This window comes from Heyndrickxia sporothermodurans, assembly GCF_003055045.1.
Taxonomy (GTDB): domain Bacteria; phylum Bacillota; class Bacilli; order Bacillales; family Bacillaceae_C; genus Heyndrickxia; species Heyndrickxia sporothermodurans.
This window is the reverse complement of the sequence record NZ_NAZB01000023.1, coordinates 24,126-42,089: the sequence shown is the minus strand read 5'-3', so window position 1 is coordinate 42,089 and position 17,964 is coordinate 24,126. Positions and strand designations below refer to the sequence as shown.

General features: G+C 35.8%; 18 protein-coding genes. 6 read left to right on the top strand and 12 right to left on the bottom strand.

Annotated features, from left to right (window positions below; genetic code table 11):
• Positions 1 to 136: 136 nt before the first annotated feature.
• The 3 genes from B5V89_RS11395 to B5V89_RS11385 are packed head-to-tail and all read right to left on the bottom strand — an operon-like array spanning position 137 to position 2,782.
• Complete coding sequence (locus B5V89_RS11395) at positions 137 to 895, bottom strand: iron ABC transporter ATP-binding protein (protein ID WP_066230592.1); 759 nt, start codon at positions 893 to 895, stop codon at positions 137 to 139.
• Entirely contained in the window at positions 892 to 1,839 is a 948-nt protein-coding gene (locus B5V89_RS11390; RefSeq protein ID WP_108072074.1) for an iron chelate uptake ABC transporter family permease subunit, read from the bottom strand. The genes B5V89_RS11395 and B5V89_RS11390 overlap by 4 nt, the downstream gene beginning before the upstream one ends.
• Positions 1,832 to 2,782: an ABC transporter permease gene (locus B5V89_RS11385; RefSeq protein WP_108072072.1), complete on the bottom strand. Its 951-nt coding sequence runs from the start codon at positions 2,780 to 2,782 to the stop codon at positions 1,832 to 1,834. The genes B5V89_RS11390 and B5V89_RS11385 overlap by 8 nt, the downstream gene beginning before the upstream one ends.
• A gap of 353 nt (positions 2,783 to 3,135) precedes the next feature.
• Between B5V89_RS11385 and B5V89_RS11380 the strand changes: the two genes are divergently transcribed.
• The gene (locus tag B5V89_RS11380; RefSeq protein ID WP_108072070.1) at positions 3,136 to 3,672 is read left to right on the top strand and encodes a shikimate kinase; all 537 of its coding nucleotides are present in this window, start codon (positions 3,136 to 3,138) and stop codon (positions 3,670 to 3,672) included.
• A 253-nt stretch (positions 3,673 to 3,925) separates the two neighbouring features.
• Here the strand turns inward: B5V89_RS11380 and B5V89_RS11375 are convergent, their stop codons facing one another.
• The 7 genes from B5V89_RS11375 to B5V89_RS11345 form a co-directional block, all read right to left on the bottom strand.
• On the bottom strand, positions 3,926 to 4,255 hold the full coding sequence (locus B5V89_RS11375) for a potassium channel family protein (RefSeq protein WP_066230601.1): 330 nt from the start codon (positions 4,253 to 4,255) through the stop codon (positions 3,926 to 3,928).
• 467 nt (positions 4,256 to 4,722) lie between these two features.
• Positions 4,723 to 5,445 carry an amino acid ABC transporter ATP-binding protein gene (locus B5V89_RS11370; RefSeq protein WP_066230604.1) on the bottom strand — a complete coding sequence of 241 codons (723 nt, stop codon included), beginning with the start codon at positions 5,443 to 5,445 and terminating at the stop codon, positions 4,723 to 4,725.
• Positions 5,442 to 6,095 (bottom strand): amino acid ABC transporter permease, encoded by a 654-nt coding sequence (locus B5V89_RS11365; RefSeq protein ID WP_108072068.1) that lies wholly within the window; start codon positions 6,093 to 6,095, stop codon positions 5,442 to 5,444. The genes B5V89_RS11370 and B5V89_RS11365 overlap by 4 nt, the downstream gene beginning before the upstream one ends.
• 240 nt (positions 6,096 to 6,335) lie before the next feature.
• Complete coding sequence (locus B5V89_RS11360) at positions 6,336 to 7,145, bottom strand: basic amino acid ABC transporter substrate-binding protein (RefSeq protein WP_108072066.1); 810 nt, start codon at positions 7,143 to 7,145, stop codon at positions 6,336 to 6,338.
• Between the two features lie 242 nt (positions 7,146 to 7,387).
• On the bottom strand, positions 7,388 to 7,741 hold the full coding sequence (locus tag B5V89_RS11355; RefSeq protein WP_108072065.1) for a hypothetical protein: 354 nt from the start codon (positions 7,739 to 7,741) through the stop codon (positions 7,388 to 7,390).
• 38 nt (positions 7,742 to 7,779) lie between these two features.
• Positions 7,780 to 9,576, bottom strand: a complete 1,797-nt coding sequence (abc-f, locus tag B5V89_RS11350; RefSeq protein WP_181294655.1) for a ribosomal protection-like ABC-F family protein — start codon at positions 9,574 to 9,576, stop codon at positions 7,780 to 7,782.
• A gap of 359 nt (positions 9,577 to 9,935) precedes the next feature.
• Positions 9,936 to 11,369 carry an amino acid permease gene (locus B5V89_RS11345; RefSeq protein WP_107919848.1) on the bottom strand — a complete coding sequence of 478 codons (1,434 nt, stop codon included), beginning with the start codon at positions 11,367 to 11,369 and terminating at the stop codon, positions 9,936 to 9,938.
• A gap of 178 nt (positions 11,370 to 11,547) precedes the next feature.
• On the opposite strand from B5V89_RS11345, the gene B5V89_RS11340 reads away from it, so the two are divergent.
• A complete protein-coding gene (locus tag B5V89_RS11340) occupies positions 11,548 to 12,381 on the top strand; it encodes an HAD family hydrolase (RefSeq protein WP_108072062.1) in 834 nt (277 codons plus the stop codon).
• Positions 12,382 to 12,410: 29 nt separating this feature from the next.
• Here the strand turns inward: B5V89_RS11340 and B5V89_RS11335 are convergent, their stop codons facing one another.
• On the bottom strand, positions 12,411 to 13,301 hold the full coding sequence (locus B5V89_RS11335) for an NAD(P)/FAD-dependent oxidoreductase (RefSeq protein ID WP_066230624.1): 891 nt from the start codon (positions 13,299 to 13,301) through the stop codon (positions 12,411 to 12,413).
• 148 nt (positions 13,302 to 13,449) lie between these two features.
• On the opposite strand from B5V89_RS11335, the gene B5V89_RS11330 reads away from it, so the two are divergent.
• A complete protein-coding gene (locus B5V89_RS11330) occupies positions 13,450 to 14,355 on the top strand; it encodes a nuclease-related domain-containing protein (RefSeq protein WP_108072060.1) in 906 nt (301 codons plus the stop codon).
• 484 nt (positions 14,356 to 14,839) lie between these two features.
• Here B5V89_RS11330 and B5V89_RS20095 read toward each other — a convergent pair whose 3' ends face one another.
• Entirely contained in the window at positions 14,840 to 14,986 is a 147-nt protein-coding gene (locus tag B5V89_RS20095; protein WP_181294654.1) for a hypothetical protein, read from the bottom strand.
• Between the two features lie 225 nt (positions 14,987 to 15,211).
• On the opposite strand from B5V89_RS20095, the gene B5V89_RS11320 reads away from it, so the two are divergent.
• The 3 genes from B5V89_RS11320 (at position 15,212) to B5V89_RS11310 (ending at position 17,712) form a co-directional block, all read left to right on the top strand.
• Positions 15,212 to 16,480 (top strand): dicarboxylate/amino acid:cation symporter, encoded by a 1,269-nt coding sequence (locus tag B5V89_RS11320; protein WP_373454615.1) that lies wholly within the window; start codon positions 15,212 to 15,214, stop codon positions 16,478 to 16,480.
• An 87-nt stretch (positions 16,481 to 16,567) separates the two neighbouring features.
• Positions 16,568 to 17,038 (top strand): hypothetical protein, encoded by a 471-nt coding sequence (locus tag B5V89_RS11315; RefSeq protein ID WP_108072056.1) that lies wholly within the window; start codon positions 16,568 to 16,570, stop codon positions 17,036 to 17,038.
• 173 nt (positions 17,039 to 17,211) lie between these two features.
• Positions 17,212 to 17,712, top strand: coding sequence for a hypothetical protein (locus tag B5V89_RS11310; RefSeq protein WP_425319831.1), 501 nt, complete (start codon positions 17,212 to 17,214; stop codon positions 17,710 to 17,712).
• Positions 17,713 to 17,964 lie beyond the last annotated feature (252 nt).

Sequence of the window (17,964 nt, the reverse complement as noted above, 5' to 3'; positions counted from 1 at the left end):
ATTTTTTTATAAAAATTGTCATTGTAAAATTTTGCGATAATGAAATTCATTCTCAATGAAGGATAAACTGAATACGGGGCGCCATCCGTATGTTCAGTATTTCTTCCTTTTTTACAATCACAACGTTTTATCTTAATTAAGCATAGTAAACACAAATTTTGTTTTCATTGATATTTTGAATAGCAATATCCATTTCATAAATATCTCCTAAAACAGATGAATCAATAATATGATCAGTTGGCCCATTTTGAACGACCCTGCCATCTTTTAAAGCAACGACATGATCAGAGTAACAAGATGCAAAATTGATATCATGAATAACGATGACAACTGTTTTCCCTAATTCATCCGTCAGCTTTCTTAGAACTTTCATAATTTGAACAGAATGTTTCATATCAAGATTATTTAATGGTTCATCTAACAATATATACTCGGTATCTTGAGCAATAACCATTGCAATATAAGCCCTTTGCTGTTGACCACCACTTAATTGATCAAGAAATTTATGTTGAATACTTGTAAGCTCCATATATTCAATGGCTTCATCAACGAATTTCCAATCTTCTGCACTAAGCTTACCTTGTGAATATGGAAAACGGCCGAAGGAAACAAGTTCCCTTACTGTCAATCGGATATTAATATGATTTGCTTGCTTTAAAATCGCCATTTTCTTAGAAAGTTCATTCGTTTTGCACTTACTAACTTCCTTTCCGTCAATAGTGATTTCCCCCATATCCTTTGATATTAGACGACTCACCATTGATAGAAGGGTGCTTTTACCCGCCCCATTCGGTCCAATAAAGGAAGTAATTTTACCTTTTTCTATCGTTAAAGAAACATTATCTACTACACATTTATTACCGTACTTTTTTGAAACATTTTTGATTGTAATCATGCTTTACTCTCCTTTAAAAGTAGATAGATAAAATATACTCCGCCGACAAAGTTGATAATGACGCTTAATGTGGTTGAAAAAGTAAAAACCCTTTCAACAATAAGTAATCCGCCAACTAATGCAATAATACTGATAAAAACAGACCCGGCAATCAAATAAGAATGTCGATATGTTTTCAAAAATTGATAGGAAACGTTTGCTACAAGTAATCCTAAGAACGTAATAGGGCCAATTAATGCGGTAGAAATGGAGATGAGAACCGCTACAATAATAAGTAACCGTTTAACGACATAATCATAATCCACTCCTAGGTTAATCGCCTCTTCTCTTCCTAGTGAGAGCACATCTAAATATTTAGCAAACCGCATAAAATATATGAAAACCAAAATAACTAATATAATAGATAGTGTGAGTAAATCGGTATTGATATTATTGAAGCTGGCAAACATTCGATCTTGAATGATCATAAAGTCATTTGGATCGATAATAACCTGCATAAACGATGAGAAGCTTTGAAACAGCGTCCCCATCACCAATCCGACAAGTAAGAGAAAGTAAATATTTTGCCCTTCTCTTTTAAATAAAAACTTATATAAAAAACTAGCAAACAATACCATACATCCAACACAGAGAAGAAAATTAATATTTTTATTCATTACTACAGTACTTGTTGCACCAAAGATAAAAATGAGAAACGTTTGAATAAGCATATAGAGCGAATCCAAACCAATAATGCTCGGCGTTAAAATTTTGTTGTTGGTAATCGTTTGGAACACCACTGTTGAAAAGGCGATTGATGCGCCCGTAAGAACGATGGCGAGAATTTTTATGCTTCGTTTTGGCAGGACATACCCAGGAAAATTTCCTAATTGGGTAAATAAAAAGATTCCAACAAGGATTGCAGCCAAAACAACTAATATCCCTAGTTTGACTTTATTACGCATACGCCTTTCTCCTCATGAGCAAGTAAAGAAAAATACCGCTTCCTATGACCCCAACAGTTAATCCAATTGGAATTTCGTATGGATAAATAATGATTCTGCCTAAAATATCACAAAACAGTAAGAACACGGCACCTAACAAGGCTGTTTGAAATAGGTTTTTCTTTAAGTTATCGCCGTTATAAATGGAAACGATATTCGGAACGACTAATCCTAGAAAAGGAATTGTACCTACCGTCAAAAGAACGGATGTAGTAGACAGTGCCACAATAATTAAACCGATATTTACTACTAGCTTATAATTCAAGCCTAGATTCACTGAGAAATCCTCACCCATGCCTGCTATCGTAAATTTATTCGCAAATAAATACGCAAGAATGACAAGTGGGATACTAATATAAATCATTTCATATCTTCCCGACATAACCATGGAGAAATCCCCTTGTAGCCAAGAAGAAATGCTTTGGATCAAATCATGCTTATAGGCAAAGAATGTTGTGATGGAACTTATGATATTCCCAAACATCAATCCGACTAGTGGAATGAAAATAGCATCCTTAAATTTAATCTTGCCAAGGATATTCATAAATAAAAATGTACCTGCTAAAGCAAAAATGGATGCCATCAACATTTTTTCCATCATACCTGCCGATGAAAATAGGATTAAAGAAACAAGTATCCCTAATCTTGCTGAATCCATCGTTCCTGCAGTCGTTGGGGAAACAAATTTATTTCGAGACAACTGCTGCATAATTAACCCGCAAACACTCATGCTGACTCCCGCCAAAATGAGACTCACAAGCCTTGGAAAGCGACTGATCAATAAAATATCTCGTTGTTCCTCGGATAAATGAAAGATGTCCAATGGTGTAATATTTTTAACTCCGACAAATAATGAAATGACGGATAAAACAATAAATGCAATTATTAAAACGACTTTTTTCATTGCAAATCCTACTCTTCCCTTTTGAATGCTGGCAATTGGATATGTAATTCAATATTTACGATAATGAGATTCATTATCAGTAGAGGTAATAAAAAAAATGAATGCCATTATTCATAGAATGTTAATGTATCCATTATCTTTGATCCCCGCAAATGATATTCATTATCAATTACAATACTAAACATTTAAAATACTTCTGTCAACACTTTTGGTAAAAAAGACAATTTTAATCGAATTTCTATCCCTTCTATCATTGTATTATATATTAGGCTATAAAATTATGAATATTTTTTACAAATCCGTGAATATATATTATAATTTGACTAATTTTAAGTTGGAGAGAGGCTTGCAAAATGACAAATAAACCATCGTCTCTTAATAATAAAAGCATTGTATTTATTGGATTTATGGGAGTTGGCAAGACAACAATTGGTGAAGCCGTTGCAAAAAAATTGAACCGAGATTTTATCGATATAGATCAAGAGATCGAAAAGGAGTTTCAAATATCTACTACTGAAATTTTCAACATATACGGCGAAAAAATATTTCGCGAAAAAGAAAAGGCATATATCTCTGAATATTGTAGGTGTCCGGAAAAAATTATTTCCGTTGGAGGTGGGGCGTTCCTCCAGGATGAGATTAAAAACTTATGTTTATCCGAATGTATTGTCATCTATCTTCATTTATCTTGGGAAGCTTGGAAGGAAAGGCTCGATTTAATTATAGATAGCAGACCCGTTTTAAAAGGTCGAACATTGGAAGAAACAGAACAACTTTTCTATACTAGGCAGAACATCTATGCCTCACACCATCTAAAAGTGGAAACAGATCAACTGACTGTTGATGAAATTACTGATCGTATTGTCGATCTCATTCAAAAGACTCAATAAGACGGAACTTACTTGAGTCTTTATCTTTTACTATGGCTCTTTTCTGAAAAAATGTTGTTTTTTCACATATTAAGCACGCAGAGTGGATTGGAGCGGAAGGCACTTGACTCCTTCGGGATCAGCTGGACAGAGATGAGACCCCGCAGGAGCGGAGCGACGAGGAGGTTCATCGCAGAACCGCAAAAAAGCAAGTGCCTGTAGCGGAAAGAAACGGTTCATTCCCCAAAAACAACAAACATTACGAAAACAGCTTTTACTTTTTATTTTTGCTGCTAAGAATTCCACGACCAATTCGAACAATCAATCCGAAGAAAAGACCAATTCCTGCTAATATATAAACCATAGTAAAAATCTTTCCAAAATCCGTTTGCGGTACAAAGTCCGGGTGCCCAATCGTACTCAATGTAACAAAGCAAAAATACAATGCATCAAGTACCGATAGCCCTTCTACCTTTGTATAAAATATCGTACCTGATAAAAGCATCACAACAATTAATACAAAGATAACTTGGAATTCTTTCTCTTTAAAGGAATGGAATAATCCATGAAAAAGTCGTTTTAACGTAAGGATAAATGATACCAAGAAACTGCCTCCTAGTTAGTTTAGTTTGATTACTAATTATTTTAGAGAATTGTGGTTAGGGAGTTAAATGATAGTATCTACTTTTATGGCTAAATTATTGGATGATGTACCTAATTGAGTAACTAGTAATATTCAAAATAAACGGAGGTTTTCCGGTTATACTGCGGAATAGAGCTCGGTTTTGGGGATTTAGGCGGAGATTTTCCGATTAAGCAAAGCAAAATTACTCATTTTTGCGTTTTTCGAGTCATTAGTCGGAAACCTTCCGGCTATTTTAGCTAAATTTCAGTGCTATTTCCTCAATAAGGGAAATTTCTCCGCTTATCAAACTCGTTTCAGCATCTATTACACTTGTGGTTCCTGAGAAAAGAAGGCATAGAGAAATTACATCTCTATGTCTTTTTGACTGTGAAGTATGCTTTGAAGTTTATGTGGATTGATCCGTCATTTGATTGCAGAACCCTTTCTTACAAAACCTTCCCCAAAAACGCCTTCGTCCGTTCATTTTGTGGATGTTCAAAAAGTTCTTGAGGGGTGTTTTCTTCGACGATGTATCCCCCGTCCATAAAGATGACACGGTCGCCAACTTCTTTGGCAAATCCCATTTCATGGGTGACGACTACCATCGTCATCCCTTCTTGCGCGAGCTGCTTCATGACCTCTAGCACTTCACCGACCATTTCAGGATCAAGGGCGGATGTCGGTTCATCAAATAGCATGATTTTTGGTTCCATTGCTAATGCTCTTGAAATCGCCACACGCTGCTTCTGACCTCCTGATAGTGAATCAGGATAAACATTGGCTTTATCAGCTAATCCAACCTTCTTCAAAAGCTCCATCGCTTTTGTTTTCGCTTTTTCTTTTCCCCATTTTCTCACCATCATTGGTGCCAACATAATATTTTCTAAAACTGTTTTATGCGGGAATAGATTAAATTGCTGGAATACCATACCGACTTCTGTTCGGATATCATTAATATTTACCTTTTTATCCGTAATATCCGTTCCTTCTATATAGACATGTCCATCTGTAATTGACTCCAATAAATTTAAACAACGGAGAAAAGTTGATTTCCCAGATCCCGATGGACCAATCACAACGACTACCTCTTGAGGTTTGATTTCTATATTTATATCTTTCAATACTTCCGTTTGACCGAAGGATTTTTTTAAGCCTTTCACAGAGATCATTCTTTTGCAAACCTTCTCTCTAAATATTGGATTAAATAGGTTAATGATAGAGTGAGAATAAGATAAATGATAGCAATTGTAATATATGGCTCCCAAACCCTCATATAGGCACCTTGTGCTGATCTTCCCCAGTACAGCAGCTCCGGAGCAGCAATGATAGCAGCTAAAGATGATTCCTTTAATAGTACGATAAATTCATTGCCAAGCGGGGGAATCATTCGTTTAAATGCCTGTGGCAGAATGACCTTTTTCATTGCTTGAGCATGACTCATTCCTAGCGAACGCGCCGCTTCCATTTGACCTTTATCAATTGATTGGATACCAGCACGGAAGATTTCCGCAATATAAGCTGCGGAGTTGAGCGATAAGGCAACAATTGCTGAAAGAATTGGGTTTACCGGCTTCATAAACATCGGCATGACACCAAAATGAATAATTAAGATTTGTACAAATAAAGGTGTACCGCGAAAAATATTAATATACCATATAAACGGAAAACGTATTAGCTTCTTTGACATTTTTCCCATACCGATAAACAACCCAAGAATTAACCCTAAAATTGTTCCAGCAAGTGAGAGACCAATCGTAAGTAGCGTTCCTTGTAAGAAGAAGGGTAAATACTCTTTTACTATACCAAATTGAAAGTCCATCGTCTTTCTCCTTTAGGCTAAAAGAGGCAGACTAAATTAAGTCCAGCCTCTTTTGTTTTTAGTTAAAATACACTGTTGATTTCCGCTCCAGGTACTCGCTTTCCGCGGGCGGTTCGGGAGCCTCCTCGGCGCTTATCGCGCCTGCGGGTTCTCCAGTATACCGTTTTTCCCGCAGGAGTCTCACACCTTCCGCTCCAATCAACATAGCGTCAAAATCAACACTTAATTTTAATAAAGCCTTTATTTTTCAGCTGACTTTAAAGTATCGATATCCGGTTCTACTCCAAACCACTTTTTATAGATTTCCGTGTATGTTCCATTGTCTAGCACTTTATTTAATGCTTTATCGAACTTGGACTTCAATTCGCTTCCTTTTGGAAGGAGAATTCCATAATACTCAGAAGAAAAATTTGTCTTATCGTCAATTGTCTTCACTTTTTTATCGGGATTCTTTTTCACATATTCATTTGCTACAGCATTATCTGTCACAACCGCATCAACATCGCCATTTTCCAATGCCATAAAAGCCATAGCTGAAGTTTCGTATTTTAAAATATTTTTGTTATTTTCACCGAATAATTTTTCACTTGAGATTTGACCGGTCGTTCCATTTTGTACCCCGATCTTCTTACCTTCCAGATCCTTTGCATTTGTTACAGTTGAATCTTTGCCTACTACGATCATATTGATAGATTCAAAATATGGAAGAGAGAAATCATATGATTTTTTTCTTTTATCATTGATTGTTACACCGGCCATTCCTACATCAATACTCTCATCTTTAACTCCCGCTAGCATCGCATCCCAGCCTGTATTTTTAATATCAACCTTATATCCAGCTTCTTTGGCAACTGCATTTAATAAATCCACATCAAAGCCCTCCACTTTACCTTTCTTCATAAACTCAAACGGAGCAAACGTTGCTTCGGTACCGACACTTAAGGTTTTATCACCAGAGCTTGTACCATTTGAACTCTTTCCACAGGCAGATAGAATTAATATACAACTTACTAGTAAAGCCAATGCTAATTTACCGTTCCACTTTTTCATATTTATTCACTCATTTCTATATTTATTTATATGTTACTAAAGATATTAAACTGAAAATCTACATTTTTCAATACTATATTTTTATTTTTATTAACTTCTATTTCCGTGCCGTGTATAAATCGCGCATAATTATTAGCACAGCCAATGGACCCTTTGCTCCTCCTAAAGACACAAAAAGAGCCACAGTCAATATGACCATGGCTTGCCTCTAACTATCTATAAAAGCTTTTTAACCTATTACGTTATTCCTTATATCTCCCGTTACTATTGATTATTACGTATCCATTATCAGTCTTAATTGCTAAAGATTTATGTTGGTCAACTTCTTTAATTGAATATAGTAATGTTCCTTTTTTGAATTTATTAGAAAATGTTTTATTTTTATTAACATTTGTTTCATTATCTAAGTAAATCTGAATTTCTCCAACCTTCTTATCAATTTCAGCTTCTTTCACTTTTTCATCTGAAACAATATTATTGTACCCTTCCCAAACTACAAATGAATTCTTCCAATCTTTATTTGAGGTTTCTTTATCACCACAGGAGGCAATAATCATTATCAAAAATGGGAAAAATATATAGAATGGTTTTTTCATCAGATAATTCCTCCTCAAAGTGGGAAAGTGTACTAGTCTTACATTTCAAGCTCCGTAATCTTCTGCTTTAGTTCTTTTAATTTCCTTTCATACAATTCCTTTTGCTGTTCATCATCCGGAACTTCTTCAGCAATGAGATTAGCAAGCTGGAGTTCGAGTATGCTTCGCTCATTTTTTATTTTTTGAAGTTCACTCGACATATGTGTATTCTCTATCCACTCATCGTATGTGCCGGGATAATCGAAAACATCCCCATCCTCAAGTGAAATGATTCGGTTCGCCACTTTTCTTAGCAAAAAGGAGTCATGGGAAACCATAATGACAGCTCCCGGATACATCACTAATGCATCTTCGATTCGTTCTCTCGTTTCAATATCTAAATAATTGGTTGGTTCATCAAATACGAGTAAATTTGCGTGGGAAAAATATAATTTCACAAAGGCCACTCGGCATTTCTCACCCATGCTTAAATCTTTCACCTTTTTGAATACGTCCTCACGACGGAAAAGGAAACAGGCTAAAATTGTCCTTGCTTCTGTCTGTGTCATATTCGGTAAGGAAAGAACTTGTTCTAAAATCGTTTCTTCATAATCCAAGCTTTCTAACTCCTGCATGAAATAACCGATACTTAATTGCGGATTCTTTGTAATTTTTCCGTAGCTAGGCTCTAGTTTCCCTGTTAATAGCTTTAGTAAGGTGGTTTTTCCGATACCATTTTTCCCAACGACAGCTATTCGATCTCCCCGATTTATCTCTAATGATAACTGATTAAAAAGAGACTTTTCTGAGGAGTAAGAGAAAGAAACATCTGATAATGCCAGCATCGTTCTACTTGAAAATTCCTCCGTATCGATACGATAATTGATATTTTTCGTTTCAGCTGGTTTTTCAATTCGATTATTTTCCAAACGTTCAAGAGCCTTTTCTTTTGCCTTTAATCTTGTCATATTTTTATTTGCCTTTTTCTTTGCAAACGGGTCACGTTCACTTGCGGCAGCATGGGCTTTATCAAACCATTGTCTATACTGGCTCACCGCTTCAGCAAGCTTCTTTCTCTCTGTCTCTTGCTTTTGATATTGCAACTCTAAAGTTTTTTGTTCAAGTTGTTTTTGTTCATGATAGAAAGAATAGCCACCTTGATATTTTCTAGTACCTTTACTTGTCAACTCATAGGTAATCGTTGCTACCTTATCGATAAAATCCCGTTCATGAGAGGTAAAGAGAACGGCACCTTTAAATTGTGATAGCCATTGAACAAGCCAATCAATTGAATCTGAATCCAAGTGATTCGTCGGCTCATCCAATATCAACAGCTTTGGTTCATTTATCATCACTTTCGCAAGTTTCGCCCTCGTCTTTTGTCCACCGCTTAAGTTTTTAAACGGCTGTGACCAAAGTCCTTCTTCTAAGCCCACTTTTGAAAGTTGCCGTTCAATAGCCGCTTCCCAATCATACCCATTCCCATCGATATATTGCTGAAATACTTCCATATAGTCATCGGTATAATTATTTTGGTCTTCTGCCCGCTTTAACTTCTTTTTTAAATCAAGTAGATGTTGATTTTCCATCTCGACAAATTCTCTCGTCGTTCGTTCATCTGTTTCAGTGGATTCTTGGTCCATCCATCCAACTTCATTTTCCTTTACTTTCAATTGAACCGTACCTTTTTTAATTGGTAACTTTCCTAACATACTTTTAATAAAAGTTGTTTTTCCGACTCCGTTATTTCCGATTAATGCAATTCGATCACCGTCACCAATTTCAATTGATGCATTTTCAAATAAAATGTTTCCATTTATTTCAATCGTTATATCTTCAGCTCTTAATAAAAACATACACAGCCACCACCGTTCTATTTTTTTGGATAAAAAAAGCACAGGCATCTGCCTGTGCTAAGTTCGTGACGGTGTGGAAAAATTGGAGAACACAAAAAAAAGCTGATTTCCCCTTTTAAATCCGTACAATATTAAAGCTAGTATCAAAAATAGACATAATTATCCCATCACTCTGACAGCAGGCAGAGCCACTTTTTCGTATAAAATTTATTAGCGAAAAAAGTGTAAGGAAATCATAATGTCTAAATTCGATACCTCCTTTAAGTAGTTACTATTACTATACTCAATTTTGCGGAAAGTTACAACCGTTTCTCTAAGTTTGACCCTTATTTTAGGTTCATTTACTAAAAATAACGGAATCATTGTCCACTTAAGATCGTTTCCGTATCTATCTTTGTTTCTTTTTGATGTGGCTTCCTCATAATCAATGGATATAAGATTAACCCTACTACAAATAATCCAATTCCCAATAAAAATGTCATCATATCGGCTGTTCCTGTTTTGATCACCCAAAGGGAGTAAATAAGAGCCAAGGCAGTGATCATTCCATCCTTTATTCGCGACCCTTTAATCACATCATATGTTTCTCCAGTTAGTACGAGCTTTAATTGATAAATGGCTGAGACTAAATATGGGATAAGATAGGCTAATGTTGCTACAACCATTGCGAAATTATACGCTTGGGTAACTGTCCCCGAAATTGTTGAGAATAAAAAAATTTGGGTCATAACATTTGTTAGTGTTAATGAATTTCTTGGGCTTCCTGCTTTGTTTGTTTTAGCAAAAAAGGCTGGAAATAATCCTACTTTGGCAGCTTGATAAGGCACTTCCGAACTAACGACAATCCAACCGACTGTTGATCCAAATAATGAAACAAGGGCTAAAATGGCAAGAATAAACGGTCCTTTATTACCAACAACTACTCCTAAAGCATCTACTAAAGGTTTGGAAGAATCCTTTAAAACATCCTGTGGCAATGCTCCCATTGTTAATAAGGTAATTCCAATATAGATCACTAATGAAATTAATAATCCAATGATCGTTGCTTTTTTCACATCTCCTTGTGATTTAGCACGATTGGAAAGCATCACGGCAGATTCTATTCCAATAAACGCCCAAAGAGTAGCAATTGCAGCAGAATTCACTTGTCCGCCTAACGAAAAGGACTTACCTGTTGCATCAACAAATTCCTTCGCATTTCCTAAGTTTACTTTATCAAAAATAAAAATTGTAGCAACAATAAATAACCCGAAACCAATAACTTTAGCAACCGTAGCCATTAAATTCATTTTCCCCGCACTATTAAAGCTTTTGGAAAGAATAAGTTGGATTCCCCAAAGCATGATGGAACAAATAATAAATGTGATTGTTTTACCCATCTCTAATTGAAATGAGCCAATTGAAACTAACACTTTCGTACTTTGCATGATCGGAAAAAATGTTGTTAAATACCCCGCGAATGAAATGATTACTGAAGCGGTTGCTGCCCAATTGGCAGCCCAATATCCCCATGCCATGCTATATCCGGCAACTTTCCCGGTCTTCGGAGATGAAAATAAGTTTTGTGCATAGCTTTGTGGGCCGGCCTTTAAATTCGGTTTGCGAATCGCTAAATTTCCGAATACGAGGGCAATCATAAACACTCCTAACCCTGTTGCAACCCATGCCAGCGTTGAACCTAAAGGGCTGGACACTTGTGCTAAATTGGCAGGTAGCATAAAGATCCCGCCGCCAACCATATTTCCGACTACGAAAGTAATTAAAATCAAAAGCCCCCATTTATTATTCATGATGCCTCACCTTTCTATCTGAAAGTCTATTAAACTCGTTCTTTTTAATATGATTTTATTCTATACCAATCCTTTATTTTAGTAAAGTGGTAAATAGATGAAGTAATAAAGTCTAGAAAATAAAAAGATTAAAATTTTTCAATAGGTAAGATTGTTATAATGAACAGGAGGAGTTGATCGAATGGAAAAGATTAAGGTAATTGTATTCGATTTGGATGGAACACTTTACGAGGATACCCATCATTTTGATTATTATGCGAATAAATTATGTGAAAAGCTAGATATAGAGAAACAGGAGCTATTTAGAAAAGATTACGAAGCAATATTAGCAGGAGAACATTCATTAAAAATGGGCGCTGTATTCGATGTTGAACATGATTTGATTTTAACTCATGTAAATGGTCACGTTATCCAGGCACACACATGGGATGGTGAACCTCTTTCGGAGCATGAAGTAGGTGAGCTTTATCCCAAAGAGCTACAATTCAATTTCCACTCCATGTTAAACATCGGAGATTTATGGTGGGTTCCCGCAGCTATTGCTAGGCATTACGGCATTGATAATGAGTCTGCCGGTAAAGCTTTTCTGGAAACCAGACAATATATGATGACTCCTGAGTTTCAAATGAAAGTAGTTCCTGGTTTCAAGGAAGTACTCCAGCAATTATCAGACAATAGAAAACTTGTTCTTCTTACAAACTCGCCAAAACAAGATAGTGAGGTACTTTTGAACAAACTAGGATTCAATCATCTTTTTGATACACTCATTTTTGATGGAAAAAAACCAATTCAAACGAAGGATCATTTAACGAAGATTAAGGAGAAGTATCAAGTTGAGTATCATCAAATTCTATGTATAGGAGATAACGCAATCAATGAAATTTTTCCAGCGAAACGGCTAGGCTGTCAGACGATTTTGATTGACCCGCACGCGATTAGTAAATCGGAAAATGCTGATTATATTGTTTCTCATTTATCAATGCTAGTAAATATATTAAAAACCTTTGAAAGGTAAGACCCTCTCAATGAGGGGTCTCACCTTTTCTAAAGCAAACTTTTATGTATCCAAATCGCTGCCTGTGCTCCTTCACCCATAGCAATCGTTACTTGTTCAGAATGTGCAACGACATCACCTGCCGCCCAAACATTTTTAATATTGGTCATTTTTGTACGTGGATCTGTCAGGATATGTTGATTTTCATGTAGCTGAATACCAATGCTAGCAGCCAGTCCTGAGCGAACATCATTTCCACCTAGTGCAACAAAAGCATGTTCACTTTCAAAATGAAGGTTATTCTCCAGAACAACTCCTTTAAATTGCGATTCCTTTGTTATGACATTTTTGATCGCCTCATTATAGTAGGTAATATTTTTTAATTGTAATTGATTCTGTAGCTGTGCATCTATTTCAGTTTGTTCATGGTTAATATAAATGATGTTGTCTGTCCAATAGGTTAATGTAAGGGCCATATTAGCACCTACATTTCCAGCTCCAATAACAATTGTCCGTTTGTTTTTCACTTCATACCCATCACAATCAGGACACACATAGACACTTACACCAAGACAAGGGTAAATTTCTGGGAAGTTCGGAAGGCGATCCATAATTCCCGTCGCAAATAGAATACGATTTCCAGTATATTTTTTTTCATCTTTAACTGTACATACGAATGCATGATTTTCTTGCTCAATTGTCACAACCGTTTGATTAATAAATTCAACCCCTAAATCTTCGGCCTGACTTCTACCAGTTGTCCTTAAGTACTCTCCACTTACCCCATTTGCCCAACCAAGAATATTATGATAAGCCCGACACAGATTCGATCGTCCATTATGTGAATCAATGACAAGAATTTTGTGCTGATATCTCCCTAGTTGAATAGCCGCCTGTAACCCAGCGATTCCTCCACCGATGATGATACAATCATAAATCAATAGCGTTCACTCCAGCTTTAATTAGTATCGACATAGTTTTTCCAACTTTGCAGCATTTTATTTTTATCTCTTTTATAAATCACTTGAAAGATTAGTCAGAAACATCTTACTATTAATAAAAGATATCTTTTAAGAAGGAAGTGTTGTGATGAATTTTAAACCTCGCTGCATACCCGCAGAGTTGCAAGTTACCCAGTATTTAAATTGGAGAATGAGTTTATCTCCCAAAGAACATTCATACTATTTAAACCTAGAAAAGGGGTTTATTGGCGAACAAAGAGTCGACGAATGGCTAAAGAATTTGTCAGAGGATTGGCTTATACTTGATGATTTACTATTAGAATGCAATGGTACTGTCTTTCAAATCGATAAGGTATTGATTTCTAATCAGAAGATATACATTTTTGAGGTAAAAAATTACGAAGGGGATTTTTATATCGAAGCAGATAATTGGTATACACTTTCTGGAACTGAAATAAAGAATCCATTACTACAGTTGCAACGCAGTGAATCCTTATTTCGAAAATTACTCCAAGAGTTAGGATATCATTGTCAAATCGAATCCTATATTATCTTCATCAACCCCGATTTCCAACTTTATCAAGCTCCACGAGATCTTCCTATTATTTTCCCAACTCAACTTAATCGATTTCTAAACAAACTAGTTACAATATCACCAAAAATAAAAGATAAACATATAAAACTAGCAAAACATTTAGTATCCCTTCATATTCATACATCTCCTTACAAACGGACAATTAATTACAACTTTGATAATTTAAAAAAGGGGATCATTTGTACACAGTGCCACTCATTTATTGCTGAATTCCATAAAAATGTATTAATTTGCGATTCATGTGGTTATAAAGAAAAAGTAACATCTGCAGTTTTACGAAGCATAGAAGAATATCTTTTTCTTTTCCCTGAGAAAAAACTTACAGCAAATGCCATGTATGAATGGTGTGAAATAATACCGAAAAAGACCATTTACAAAATTCTCTCAAAAAATTTCAAAATCATTGGACATGGTAAATATTCGCATTATTTACGCTAAGACTGAGATAAACAATCATATTGAATCACTTATTGGACAAATGGTAAATTTTTGTGATATTAATAGGTACTTTTAATGCATTCTAGAGGATACTGAAAGTTCCTGAAGGTGTCTAGCACTTCCTTTTCTTCATTAGAGATACTTATTTTTGTTTTCTTGATCATGATGTGACTCATGAACCTCTTTGGAGGTACTTCCTTTCGTCCATTTGCTCATGATGTACCTCATACCCTCTTTTGAAGGTACTTTCTTCTGCTTTCTCTAGCATGATGTGACTCATGGCACTCTTTGGAGGTACTTCCTTTTATCCATTTGCTCACGATGTACCTCATACTCTCTTTTTGAGGTACTTACTTCTGCTTTCTCTAGCATGATGTGACTCATGGCACTCTTTGGAGGTACTTCCTTTTATCCATTTGACCAGGATGTGCCTCATACTCTCTCTTAGAGGTACTTACTTCCGCTTTCTCTAGCATGATGTGACTCATGGCACTCTTTGGAGGTATTTCTTTTTATTCATTTGCTCATGATGTACCTCATACTCTCTTTTTGAGGTACTTACTTCTGCTTTCTCTAGCATGATGTGACTCATGGCACTCTTTGGAGGTACTTCCTTTATCCATTTGCTCATGATGTACCTCATACTCTCTTTTTGAGGTACTTACTTCTACTTTCTCTAGCATGATGTGACTCATGGCCCTCTTTGGAGATACTTCTTTTCATCCATTTGACCAGGATGTGACTCATATCGCCAAAAAAAGGAATCACATACTTATTAAAATGAACCATTGTCAAATCATGCATTTCCGTTGATAATATTTTAGGATAGTATAGAAAATACAGAAAGGTGTTGAACATCTTGGGAAAGCTTCTGGCAAATTATAAATCGACCATTCTACTACTCCTTTCTATTATTATAGGCGGAATAGCAGGGGTTATCTTCGGTTCGAAGGCAACAATAGTGAAGCCTTTTGGAGATCTATTTCTTAATTTAATGTTCACCATTATTGTTCCGCTAGTCTTTTTTAGCATTGCTTCGGCGATTGCAAACATGAATGGAATGAAAAGACTTGGAAAGATTATGGGAAGTATTTTTTTAGTTTTTATTATAACTGCCCTTATTTCAGCTATTTTAGGTTATATTGGTGCAATTATCGTTGATCCTTTGAAAAATACAGATATTTCTTCTATTAAAAGCATTATGTCATCTTCAGGTGAACAAAAGGCGGATGATGTAACTTTTCTTGGACAACTTGTAAAAACATTCACAGTAGGAGATTTTTCGGAGTTATTTTCGAAAAGTAATATGCTTCAATTGATTGTGTTTTCGATTTTGTTCGGACTAGCAACAGCGATGGTTGGTGAAAAAGGTAAACCCATTGCGAATCTATTGTCATCCGGTTCCGCTATTATGATGAAATTTGTAAAGTTTATTATGTACTACGCACCAATTGGTCTTGGATGCTATTTTGCCACGGTTATTGGTGAGCTTGGTCCACAAATTTTAGAAGGTTATGTTCGTGCGTTTGTATTATATCTTATTCTTGCCATTATTTATTATTTTGGTTTTTTTACAATATATGCTTTTTTCGCGGGTGGCAAAGAGGGCGTAAAAGTATTTTGGAAAAACGCTATAACCCCCTCCATTACAGCGATTGCTACTTGTTCAAGTGCAGCATGTATACCTGTTAATCTGGAATCCGTTAAAAAAATGGGAGTTCCAAATGATATCGCAGAAACGATTGTTCCTCTTGGAGCAAACACCCATAAGGATGGATCCGTTTTCGGCGGGGTTTTAAAAATTGTCTTTCTTTTTAGTTTGTTCGGCAAAGATATGACAAGTGTAACTGGAATTCTAAGTATTATTGCCGTTTCATTTTTAGTTGGTGCCGTTATGGGCGCGATTCCGGGTGGCGGGATGATCGGGGAAATGCTTATTCTTAGCGTGTTTGGATTTCCACCAGAAGTGCTGCCGATTATTGCAGTAATTAGCACAATTATTGATGTACCGGCTACTTTATTAAATTCTACTGGTAACACAGTTTGCGCCATGATGGTTAGCAGACTTGTCGAAGGAAAGAATTGGCTGAAAAAAGCGTTCAGTAAAGAAAATGCGTTATCTTAATCTAGAGGTGTTTCACCCTCTAGATTTTTTGTTAACAACTAAGTATGATATAATCATGCAATTAAATGATGATTTTATGGAGGCAATATGCTTACTTTTGAAGAAAAATTAGCGATTATTGAATCGTTTCCAGAACTACAAAGAAAAGACGTTTCTTTAGGGCGAATTAATTTCCATTATGAGGAAAGTGCGTCAGATAAAAAGAATGTTGTCTATCATTTGCACCCGAACGGAAATGGTTTTGTCTATGCTGAGCTTTTGAATGGCTATGAAGTGAATGATAAAGGAATGACTAATATCCGTGACTTTACGGAGGAAGAACTGCGTACAATCATTCAAAAATCAATCCTTTCACTTGCTCCAAAAACAACGGTGGAATCGTCCATTGTAGGAGATCAATTTGAAGAAAAATGGATCAACCAAGACAATTTTACATTAGTCCTTGTGAATGAAGATGATATGTGGAATGTGTATGCAGGGCTCAATCTAGATGGAACATTTAACTCTTACGCAGAAGCTGCGGAATATTTAGACGAAGAAGGGTTCTCGAGATTATAGGAACATAAGTGTAAATGTAAAGTCCCCATTAGTAGTGCTGGTCTTTTCCAACCTATTGATGGGGACTTTTTATTTTTTCAATCACCTTTCTTTTCTCATAGCTTATCTGCACAATATTGTGTGTTACCGGACTTGCAGAACGACATAGTATAGAGATTATGGAGGTGAAATTGTTGAAAAAACTCTTTTTTGTCCCTTTTTTTCTTTTTGCTATCTTACTCACAGGCTGTTCTAATGACCCCGTACAAGATGACCTACTAAATTATATTAATAAAGAGATTGAAGTAGTAGCTGATTTGGAAAACAAGGCGGTTTCAAAATATGAAAGTGTAACAGGTGTCAATTATACAAATGATCAAACATTATACGATGCCTTATTGGATGAAATAATTCCTACCTACCAAGACTTCTTAAAGAAGTTGGAGGACATTAGCATTGAAACCGATGAAGTAAAAAAAATACATGAAAAGTATATTGATGCAGCCAATCTTCAATATGATGCATTTGTAAAAATACTAAATGCACTCCAAAAACAGGACATCACAATCATCGAGGAAGCGAACGGAATGCTTGCTGACGCCCGAAAAATGTTCCGCGACTATCAAGACGACATAAAAAAGTTAGCTAAAGAACATGACGTCGAACTGAAAAAGAACAAAAAAAATGCAGCATAAACACATTACTCCCGCCACAACTTCCTAGAAAAACCCAAATTGTCCACTACCGGTGGAAACTGTCCATATTCGGTGCCTGACACCAGTGTAAAGACACTTTGTAAAAACACCTTGTAAAGGTACTTTGTAGAGACACCAATGGTACACAAAGAGAGGCTAACCCCTTGTTCAAGATGGTTAGCCTCTCTTAAAGTTTGTTATTAAAAAACGGTTGATTACTGCTAGGACAATGGATTTGTCACTTTGTTCTGA